This window comes from Collinsella aerofaciens (assembly GCF_039752985.1).
GTDB classification, from domain to species: Bacteria; Actinomycetota; Coriobacteriia; order Coriobacteriales; family Coriobacteriaceae; genus Collinsella; species Collinsella aerofaciens_BT.
Genome location: NZ_JBDMHA010000003.1, coordinates 7,524 through 18,264 on the forward strand (window position 1 = coordinate 7,524; position 10,741 = coordinate 18,264).

General features: G+C 62.7%; 8 protein-coding genes. 3 read left to right on the forward strand and 5 right to left on the reverse strand.

What is annotated here, in order from left to right:
* Positions 1–249 precede the first annotated feature (249 nt).
* The 3 genes from ABHR76_RS00670 (at position 250) to ABHR76_RS00680 (ending at position 1,495) form a co-directional block, all read left to right on the forward strand.
* On the forward strand, positions 250–471 hold the full coding sequence (locus ABHR76_RS00670) for a heavy-metal-associated domain-containing protein (RefSeq protein ID WP_346976501.1): 222 nt from the start codon (positions 250–252) through the stop codon (positions 469–471).
* 134 nt (positions 472–605) lie between these two features.
* Complete coding sequence (locus tag ABHR76_RS00675) at positions 606–875, forward strand: metal-sensing transcriptional repressor (protein ID WP_229071458.1); 270 nt, start codon at positions 606–608, stop codon at positions 873–875.
* A 146-nt stretch (positions 876–1,021) separates the two neighbouring features.
* Positions 1,022–1,495 (forward strand): hypothetical protein, encoded by a 474-nt coding sequence (locus ABHR76_RS00680; RefSeq protein ID WP_346976502.1) that lies wholly within the window; start codon positions 1,022–1,024, stop codon positions 1,493–1,495.
* Between the two features lie 161 nt (positions 1,496–1,656).
* Here the strand turns inward: ABHR76_RS00680 and ABHR76_RS00685 are convergent, their stop codons facing one another.
* The 5 genes from ABHR76_RS00685 to gltB all read right to left on the reverse strand — a co-directional run.
* Positions 1,657–3,027: an amidohydrolase family protein gene (locus ABHR76_RS00685; protein WP_346976503.1), complete on the reverse strand. Its 1,371-nt coding sequence runs from the start codon at positions 3,025–3,027 to the stop codon at positions 1,657–1,659.
* A gap of 380 nt (positions 3,028–3,407) precedes the next feature.
* Positions 3,408–4,478 (reverse strand): hypothetical protein, encoded by a 1,071-nt coding sequence (locus tag ABHR76_RS00690; RefSeq protein WP_346976504.1) that lies wholly within the window; start codon positions 4,476–4,478, stop codon positions 3,408–3,410.
* A 197-nt stretch (positions 4,479–4,675) separates the two neighbouring features.
* The gene (locus tag ABHR76_RS00695; protein ID WP_346976505.1) at positions 4,676–5,383 is read right to left on the reverse strand and encodes a hypothetical protein; all 708 of its coding nucleotides are present in this window, start codon (positions 5,381–5,383) and stop codon (positions 4,676–4,678) included.
* Positions 5,384–5,790: 407 nt separating this feature from the next.
* Positions 5,791–7,272 (reverse strand): glutamate synthase subunit beta, encoded by a 1,482-nt coding sequence (locus ABHR76_RS00700; RefSeq protein WP_346976506.1) that lies wholly within the window; start codon positions 7,270–7,272, stop codon positions 5,791–5,793.
* Positions 7,273–7,277: 5 nt separating this feature from the next.
* Positions 7,278–10,741: glutamate synthase large subunit (gene gltB / locus ABHR76_RS00705; protein ID WP_346976507.1), on the reverse strand; the 3,464-nt coding region annotated here is incomplete at its 5' end.

A 10,741-nucleotide genomic window follows, 5' to 3' on the forward strand; every position in this document is an offset into this window, starting at 1 on the left:
GTTCTACAACGGCATCGGCATTCCGCTCGCCGCGGGCGTGTTCTTCCCCCTCACCGGCTGGCAGCTCTCGCCGATGTTCGGCGCCGCAGCGATGAGCCTGTCGAGTGTCTGCGTCGTAAGCAATGCCTTGCGCTTACGTTCTTTCCATCCATCAGTTGCGGTGAAATAGGGCGTAATATGCTGAGCTAAACCGCTTTTTAGTCTGTATTCCACCGCAACTTTAGGTACTCAATCGAAAAGGAGACACTTATGAATTACACAATCAAGACTTCGGGCCTTATGTGCGGCCACTGCGACGCTACCGTCGAGACCGCGCTGCTCAACGTGGCCGGCGTGACCGATGCCGATGCCGATCACGAGACCCAGACCGTCCAGGTTGAGTGCGCCGACACCGTGACTGCCGAGCAGCTTGCCGCCGCCGTCGAGGGCGCGGGCGAGAAGTTCCACGCCCTGTCCGTGACCGTCGCATAGCAACCGCCGCCCGCCCCTCAGAAGTTGCGGTGAAATACGGACTGTTGAGCCGCCCTAGGCCTTTAAACAGTCCGTATTTCACCGCAACTGATGGGGGTATCTGGAAGATCGACCAGAAACGAGGACTCGCCATGATGGCAGATCACAAATCGGTGACCCGCATGCTCAAGACGGCGCGTGGGCAGATCGACGGCATCCTGCGGATGGTCGAGGAGGACCGTTACTGCGTCGACATCTCCACGCAGCTCATGGCGACGCAGGCACTCATCGCGCGCATTAACGCCGATGTGCTCAAGGCCCATATCGAGGGCTGCGTCGCCTCGGCCATCGAATCGGGTGACGAGGAGCTCAAAGCCGCCAAGCTCGCCGAAATCGAACGCGTCGTCGACAAGCTCGCCAAGTAATTGGCGCATTGGGGTCAGGTTTCTTTGCACCACCTTGGCGCATGGGGGACAGGTACGTTTGCACCACCTTGGTGCAGATTAACCCGTCCCCTTTGCACCAAATGGGGTATAAAGGCGTGCAGCATATCGAATGAGAGGCAGTTTGCATGGATAACTTTATGAAAGGTCGCAGCGGCGCCGACGAACTCACCATCGTGCTCGGCTTTTTCGGCATCATCCTCGCGATGATCGGGTCGCTCGCACATTTCCAGTGGCTCAGCTGGATCGCCATCGCCGTCATCGTAATTGGCGTGCTGCGCGGCCTGTCCAAAAACATCGATGCCCGCCGCAAGGAGAACGAGGCCTTTGTCGCCGCGACCGCCAACGTTCCCGGCTTGGGCAAGTTCGTCGCCAGCTTGGGCGGCGGCGCTGCGGCGGCCAATGCCTCGCGCGCAGCCGGCACCAGCAAAGAAGACCTGGAGCGCGCCAAGCGCACAGCCAAGAAAATGTGGAAGGGTCGCAAGACCACGGCCTACCTCAAGTGCCCCAACTGCGGCCAGATGCTCTCCGTCCCCAAGGGCAAGGGCAAAATCCGCGTCACCTGCCCCAAGTGCCACGCCAAGATGGAAACCCGCTCCTAGCCACCGCACGTGGGACAAATTAATCAGGTTTGTTTGTCCCAAATCTTAAGTATTTGTTCGATAAAAAAGCCGAGGCCTCGTGTTGAGACCCCGGCTTTTTGCATGCGGCAACAGAATGTGACAAAGGGACAGTCCCTTTGTCACATCACTGCGTCGCACGCTTACGCCACGCCGTCGCGGGCAAGCTCCTCGGTCAGCGCCTCGGTAGGCATGGACATAATCGCGTCGAGTTCGGCATCCACCTCGGGAATGTGCTTGACCTTCAGCTTGCGCACCAAACCGCCGCGACACATCACGTGCATCGGCTCACGCAGGGCCGACAGGTCATCCAGAGGATTCTCGCGCGTCACCAAAATGTCGGCCGCCTTGCCGCACTCGATCGTGCCGGTCTCGCTGCCCAGGCCCAGCAGCTCGGCATTGACCTGCGTGGCCGTGTGCAGCGCAAAGGCATTGCTCACGCCGGCGTACTTGGCAAAGTACGCCACCTCGCGCCACATGTCGTACTGCGTCACAAACGGGCAGCTCGAGTCCGTGCCCAGACCCACCTTAACGCCGGCATCCAAGGCAGCGCGAGCGCTCTCGATAATGCCCGAGCACACGATGTCGCCGTTCTTCTTTTGCGTATCGGTCGAATGGGTCTTCTCCGGATCGAGCAGCACAAACGGAAGCGCGGGACTGATCGTGCAGGTAACGCTCGGCGCGCGCCCCTCGAGCTGCGTACCCGCGGTGCCGCGATACAGGTCCAAGATCTCGGGCGTCATCGGAGCGCCATGCTCGATCGTGTCGACACCGGCCTGAAGCGCGGCCTTTACGCCCTCAGTGCTCTCGACATGGGCCATAACCGGAAGGCCAACCTCGTGTGCCGCCTTACACGCCGCCGCAGCGACATCAACCGGCATGCGCAGCACGCCTGGCTCGCCCACCTCGGTCGCATCGAACACGCCGCCCGTCACGAACAACTTGATGACGTCGGCACCGCGTGCATACAGGTCGCGCACCTGCTCGGCCGCCTCGGCAGGGGTATTGGCTACCTGCGCGAACAAGCCTGCGCCATGGCCGCCCGGCACCGTAACGCCCGTTCCCGGCGCCACCAGACGCGGGCCCGGAAACTTGCCGGCGTCGATGGCGTTGCGCACGGCGATATCGGCAAACAGCGGATCGCCCGCACCGCGTACCGTGGTCACGCCGCTTGCCAGCTGTTGTTGGGCATTCCCTTTGAGGATGCGACGGACGATGGCACGGCCCACGGGATTGTCGAGCTTCTTCATGAGCGCGCCCGCATCGCCCGCCGAAACCGGCTTGCCCGAGCCGCACAGGTGCACGTGCATATTGATGAGACCGGGCATGAGGTACGCACCGGCCAGGTCGATAACCTCGGCACCCGCTGGCGCCTGCGCCACGGCGCTCGGCCCCATCCACGTAATGACGCCGTGCTCAACGGCCACGGCCATATCGGGCTGCGGCTCCATATGCTCCGAGCCATCCAGAACGGTCGCATTGATAAACAACGTGGGACGATCGGCAGACGCCATTTCGGGCTCCTCCCCCTCGATTAACATGAACATTTGTTCATTATCACCTAGTCCAGTAGGGCTGCTGCAGACATATCGGCTAACGGAGAAAGGAGGGGAATATGAGGGAGGACGGGAGTCGATGCAGACCTTCCCCAGCGGTGCCTTCAAAACATCTCAATCTGTAACAGGAGAACCGTCTTTGAGCCTCCAGATGTTACAGAACAAGATCTTTCGGTCGCATACCCACCCTTTATCTCAATCTGTAACAGATAGACCGGTTTTCAGCAGCTAGATGTTACAGATTGAGACATTCGGTCGAGGCCGCACTTGTTCATCTCAATCTGTAACAATTACGGGCCCAAACAGCCCCAAGATGTTACAGACCGAGACAAACCCTCTCAGCGCCCATACCACTGACGCTTCCATTCCTTAGCCAGATCCGCCTGTTGCGGAATACCCGCCAGCCTCATCTTCTCGACCAGCTTCACCGGATTCTTAAGCTCGTTAAACGTAAACCGAAGCACCTTATGCCCGAGCATTGTCAGATGGGATTCCCGCTGACGCTCCGCCACAAACGGATCGATCGGCTCCCGGCCCTCGCCGGTCTGCAGCGTATACTTTCCCTTTCCGTCGAGCTCGCCGATCACGCACGTTCCATCCTCGAGCTTCCAGAAATAGTCGACGCGAAACACACGAGTCGGATCGAGCGGATCATGAAACTCCACCTGCAACTGCGGCACCGGAAAGCCGTACGCGATGAAGAACGCCCGGAAGCGCGACTCGCCGCCGTTTTCGGACAGTCCGTCCGCATGCGATGCAATCACCTGCGCCCTGCGATACCCACGCCGACCTTCGCAATCGGCGCGAAGCCGCTCACACAGTTCATCGCGCGACGAACCCTTCGCCCGCAAGGCAGAATCGGCAATTGCCAACCCATAGGAAAACGGCGCACGCAACAGGCAATCCTCCACCGTGCGCCAAAACGGCGTCACCCGCACACTGTCGACGCGCTCAAGTGCATCCGCCGTCTGCGGACGCAGTAACCTGCACCCACTGCTCAACGCCGCAGAGCAGCCCGTCTTAACAAGAAAACGCGGGCCGAGCAAATCATTGGGCACCTCCAGCCCCCACAGAAGTGCCGCGTCGTATCCCCAAAACGCCCAATCGGGATGAAACTTCGCAAGCCCCTTGATGGTCCGCAGCGCCCGCTCCGACGGCGTCAACAAATCCCAATCATGTTGAAAACAGAACAAATACGGCTCGGGCTCCGCAATATCATCGGTTCCCACATGACGCCGCAGCCACATGAGCTCGGCATTGTCGTGTGTCACAAGCAGCACGCCTTGTTCAGCCGCCTCCGTGAGCCTGGCGAGCATCCTATTTCGCGCCAAGGTGTTACGTGTTGCATACTTGTGTTTAAGAACGGTATTAGACACTTCCATCACCACCACATCGGAGAAATGGGCCATTGTCACCGTTGCCGCCGTCGGCAAACGTCTTGATCTGTAACAGGAAGACCGATTTTTGACCGCCAAACGTTACAAATCGAGACATTCGTGCAGCATTGCACCTCTTTGTCTCAATCTGTAACAGTTACGGCCCCAAACGGCCTCTAAACGTTACAGACCGAGACAAATAGACAGGCGGCGCTGCGACAGCCCATCCCCTACTCCCATTCCTGCTCGTAAATATTGAGCGACTTCACGTACCGCCCCTGGGCGCCCATGATGTCGCGGACCAGACGCAGAAAGAAACTGATGCACGAGGTGTCAAAACCGTCCTGTAGGTCCTCCGGATGCACCGCGCCCGGTCCATCGACTGTCGTGTCGCTCAGGCGCGCAATGTCGTACAGATAGAGCTGCCCCGCCGTCAGCCAGACATCGTCCACGCACGCGAGGCGCACCGCAATCGCGCCATCGCTCCAATGCTCCTTTTGCACGATGTGAGGGTCGTAGACGTCAAAACGGCGGTCGGTGCGCGTATCCTTCAGCGCAGCCATGCCGTTCGCAGGATCCTTGTCCAAAATGCCAAAGCGCGAGAAATACTGCGTGTCGCGTACCTGCTTAAGTCGCTCGAGCGAAGCGGGCGAAATTGACGTTGGCGGTTCCTCAACATACAGCTCCAGCAACGTCGCACCATGGCGATAGGGGCGCTCGAAGAGCAGCCAATCGGTAAACGCCATGTTATAGGCCATGATTTCGTTTTGCGAAGGCTCGGTGCAATAGCTGAGCCACGGATCGACAATGATCTCGAACTGCTCGCGCGCCGGCTCCAGGAATTGAAACTTCCGCAGCATCCAAAAATGGGCCATGTCGGCAATATCGTTACCGACGGCTTCTGCCAGATGCGCTCGGTCTAAAACGTGGTCAGTCATGGCATCCTCCTCAAATCGATGGGCCTCGATTTGAGCTTACGGGGAGGGCAGACGACCGTGGCCAGCACGGGCAAAATGGGCCTCCGGCTGCAAACCAAATGCTGACCAAACACTTGACGGAACACTTGACCGAATGAGCGCACTACAAAGAAACCGCAGGTAGACATAGACAGCAAACCTGCCATTTTGAGCCAAGTACCCGTTACCACCACAGAAACAGCAGAGCACCACAGCCCAAGAAGTCGACGAATGAACACCCACACGTCGACAAACGAACAGGCACCCCGCAAAGAGTGTCCCAGACTGCCGGCAAAAAAGGAACGTCCCCAGCTGCCGGCACTTGGGAACGTTCCTTTTGGGCCAGCCGTTGGGGACAGCCTTTGTCGATTCAGTTGTGGACAGTCGCCTTACAGCTCCAGCGCCTGGGCGACCTCGGCTGCGCAGGCCAGGGCATCGGCCATGGCGTTCACCACGAGCGAGCTGCCGTTGCGGGCGTCACCGGCCACATACACCGGCGTGGCATCGGCAGCGACACCGTCCGTGCGAGCCGCGAGGTGCGAGCCCTCGGCGGCCATCACCGGCAGCGGGCGGCCTGCTGCGGCAACGGGCACGTTCACCGCATCGAACACACCGTGCTCGGGACCCGTAAAACCGCAAGCAATCAGCACCAGCTGCGCCGGCACTTCGTGCTCGGAGCCTACAATGCGCTCTGGCTTTCCTGCCGACCAGTCCAGATCGACCACGCGCAGACCCGCGGCCGCACCCTTCTTGTCCAACAGCACCTCGAGCGTATCCACGCCCCAGGCACGCATCTCGCCGCCCATCGCGGCGATAGCCTCCTGCTGGCCGTAGTCGGTCTTCTTCACGTTGGGCCACTGTGGCCAAGGGTTACTCGCTGTGCGCTTATCGGGCGCCGCCGGCAAGAACTCAAACTGGCGCACGCTGCGCGCACCTTGGCGCACCGCGGTACCCACGCAGTCGTTGCCGGTATCACCGCCGCCAATGACCACGACATCCAGACCGCGCGCGTCAATGGCGGGCTCGCCGCCGTCGAGCACCGAGACGGTCGATGCCGTCAGGTAGTCCACGGCGTATACCACACCCGGGGCATCGATGTTCGCAGCCGAAAGCCCGCGCGGGGCACGGGCGCCGGCAGCCACCACGACGGCGTCAAAGTCGTCGAGCTTGGCGGCAACCTTAGGATCGCTCACGTCGGCGTTCAGCTCAAACACAATGCCCAGCTCACGCATGAGCGCCACGCGGCGCTCGACCACGGACTTCTCGAGCTTCATGTTGGGGATGCCGTACATGAGCAGGCCGCCCGGACGGTCGTCGCGCTCAAACACCGTCACGCGGGCGCCGCGGCGGGCGAGCTCCCACGCGGCCACCAGGCCAGCAGGGCCGGAGCCCACCACGGCAACCGTGGGCGCGCCCTCCCCCGCCGGCTCAAAGCGGCGCGGGCCGCCGTTGGCCCACTCGTGGTCGCTGATCGCACGCTCGTTGTCGTGAATCGTCGTGGGCTGGCCGTCGACCGAGCCCAAGTTGCACGCGGCCTCGCACAGCGCCGGGCACACGCGGCTCGTGAACTCGGGCATGGGCGAGGTAAGCGACAAGCGCTCGGCAGCCTCGTCCCAGCGGCCGCGGTACACCAGCTCATTCCACTCGGGAATCAGGTTGTGCAGCGGGCAGCCGCTCGGGCGCGCCTCGCCAAAGCTCGCGCCCATCTGGCAAAACGCCACGCCGCACATCATGCAGCGGCTCGCCTGGGCACGGCGCGCATCATCGTCAAGCTCCACGTACAGCGGATCGAAATCGCGGCTGCGCTCCTCCACGGGGCGAAGCTCGTGGGTCACGCGATCGATATCAAGAAAAGCACCGGGCTTACCCATGGCACTTACGCCTCCTTCTTGGTCGAAGCAACAGAGCTGGCAGCCACGGACGCAGCGCCCGCAACATCGAAGCGAGCAACATCCGCGGCACTCGCGCGGCCGGTCACAATGTCAAACGCCAGCTCCTCGGCCTGCGCATGCGTCTTGCCGACGGCCTCGGCGGCGGCGACAATCGCCAGCACGCGCTCGTACTCGGTCGGAATGACCTTCACAAAGTGCTTGCTCATCGTCTCAAAGCTGTAGAGCAACTTAATGCCGCGCGGGCTCTGCGTCGCGTCCACGTGCTCCTGGATGAGCTCGCGAATCTGCGCAAGCTCGCCGGCCGTCGGGGCTTTAAGCTCAACGCTCTCGTGGTTCACACGGGCATCGAGCGTGCCGTACTGGTCAAAGACATAGGCCACGCCGCCTGTCATGCCGGCGGCGAAGTTCTGCCCGACCTCGCCCAGAATGAGCGCCAGGCCGCCCGTCATGTACTCGCAGCCATGGTTGCCGCAGCCCTCGACCACCACCGTGGCACCGGAGTTGCGTACGGCAAAGCGCTGGCCAGCCAAGCCGTTAATGAAGCCGCGGCCGCTCGTAGCGCCAAAGAACGCCACGTTGCCCACAATGATGTTCTCATCGAACTTATAAGTCGCACGCGGATTGGGGCGCACCGACACCTCGCCGCCCGAAAGGCCCTTGCCAAAGTAGTCGTTAGCGTCGCCGCACACGTTAAGCGTGATGCCGCGAGGCAAAAAGGCGCCAAAGCTCTGACCGGCCGAGCCATCGCAATCGATGGTGATCGATCCGGCAGGCAGGCCCTCGGGATGCGCCTTGGTCACGGCGTTGCCCAGGATGGTGCCCACGCAGCGGTTGACGTTGGCGATGTCGGCACGGAAGCGAATCGGACGCAGGTGTGCACGCGCGTCGGCCGTGTAGGGCACAAACAGCGTGGAGTCGAGCGTCTTGTTGAGCTCGCTGTCCGCGGCCATCTGCGGCAGGAAGTGACGACCGTCGGCACCCGGGATGTGGGCGCCGAACTCGCAGGTCGCACTTGCCAGCACGGGCGACAGGTCGAGCAGGTTGGCCTTGCGGTTGCCCGGGACCTCGATCTGGCGCAGGCACTCGGGGTGGCCGACCATCTCGTCGACGGTGCGGAAGCCCAGGCTCGCCATGACCTCGCGCAGCTGCTCGGCCACAAAGAGCATAAAGTGCTCGACGTGCTCGGGCTTGCCGCGGAAACCGTGGCGCAGGCGGCAGTTTTGCGTCGCGATACCGGCCGGGCAGGTGTCCTGCTGGCAGTCGCGCTGCATAAGGCAGCCCATGGAGATGAGCGGCATGGTCGCAAAGCCAAACTCCTCGGCGCCCAGTAGGCAGGCGACGGCGACGTCGGTGCCGTCCATGAGCTTGCCGTCGGCCTCGAGCACCACGCGCGAGCGCAGACCGTTTTGCAGCAGCGTCTGCTGGGCCTCGGCAAGGCCGAGCTCCAGCGGCAGGCCCGCATGCCAGATGGAATCGCGCGCCGCGGCACCCGAACCGCCGTTATGGCCGCTGATCAAGATCTTGTCGGCCGCGCCCTTGGCAACGCCGGTAGCGATGGTGCCGACACCGGCCTCGCTGACCAGCTTGACCGACACACGCGCGCCGGGGTTGGCGTTCTTAAGATCGAAGATGAGCTCGGCCAGGTCCTCGATGGAGTAGATGTCGTGATGAGGCGGAGGCGAAATCAGACCGATGCCGGGCGTGGACTGGCGCACCTCGGCGATCCAGGGGTAGACCTTCTTGCCGGGCAGGTGGCCGCCCTCGCCGGGCTTGGCACCCTGGGCCATCTTGATCTGAATCTCAAAGGCGCTGCACAGATAGCGGCTCGTCACGCCAAAGCGCGCGCTCGCCACCTGCTTGATCGCCGAGTTCTTGGAGTCGCCATTGGCCAGCGGGGTCTCGCGGCGCGGGTCCTCACCACCCTCGCCCGAGTTGGAGCGGCCGTGCAGGCGGTTCATGGCGATGGCCATGCACTCATGTGCCTCTTTGCTAATGGAGCCGTACGACATAGCGCCGGTGTTAAAGCGGCGGACAATGTTGAGCGCGGGCTCGACCTCGTCGAGCGGCACCGGGGTGCGGCCGCTGTCGTCAAAGTCCAGCAGGTCGCGCAGGCGCACGGCGCGACCAGTGCGGTGCAGGCGGGCGCTGTACTCCTTAAAGGTGTCGTAGCTGTCCTCGCGGCAGGCGGTCTGCAGCAGGTAGACGGTCTGCGGATCGATAAGGTGATCCTCGCCGCCGAGCGGGCGCCACTTGGTCAGGCCCAGCGTGGGCAGCTGCTCGGGCGCGGGGCTCTTAAGGATAGCGAGCGCGGCGTCATAGCGCTCATTCTGCTCGCGCTCAACGTCCTCGACGCCCATACCACCCACACGGCTCACCGTGCCGGCAAAGTACTCGTTGACGAACTCCGTGGTAAAGCCCACGGCCTCGAAGATCTGCGCGGAGTGGTAGCTCTGCACCGTGGAGATGCCCATCTTGGACATGATGGAAACGATGCCGGCGGTCGCGGCCTTGTTGTAGTTGTCGATGCCCTGCTCGGCCGTCACGTCCAGGTCGCCGCGTGCCGCCAGATCACGGATGCACGCGTGCGCGTTGTACGGATAGATGCCGCTCGCGGAGTAGCCCACCAGCGCCGCAAAGTCATGCGGGGACACGGCGTCACCGCACTCCACCACGATGTCGGCAAAGGTGCGCACACCGGCGCGGATCAGGTGGTTGTGCACGCAGCCCACAGCGAGCAGCGACGGCACGGGCACCTCGCCCGCGGCAGCGCGGTCGCTCAGCACCACGATGTTCACGCCATCGCGGACCGCGGCCTCGACGTCCTCGGCAAGCTGCTTGAGCGCGGCCTGCAGTGCGCCTTCGCCAGCGTCACGGCGGTACACGGCACGGAAACGGCGGGTCTTAAAGCCCACGCGGTCGATGGCACAGATGCGGTCGAACTCTTCTTCGTTGAGCAACGGGCGCTCCAGACGCACCAGCTGGCAAGCGGCGCGGGAGTCCTCGAGCAGGTTGCCGTGGTTGCCCAGGTAGAGCGTGGTCGAGGTGACCATATGCTCGCGCAGGGCGTCGATCGGCGGGTTCGTGACCTGGGCGAACAGCTGATAGAAATAGTCGTAGAACGAGCGCGTCTTCTTAGACAGGCAGGCCAGCGGCGCATCGATGCCCATCGAGGCGAGCGGGGCCTTGCCCTGCTGGGCCATGGGGCGCACGACCTCGTCGACATCGTCCCAGTGATAGCCGAGCTTTGCCATGCGCACGGCAGCGGGCACCTCGGCGTCCTCGGCCGGCGTTGCCGTGGCGGGCTTGTCGAGCGCATCGACCGTCAGCGTCTCCTCGGCGATCCAGTCGCGGTAGGGCTTTTCCTTGGCGTAGCGGGCGCGCAGCTCGTCGTTGTAGATCACGCGGCCGCGGGCAAAGTCGACCTCGAGCATCTGGCCCGGTCCCAGGC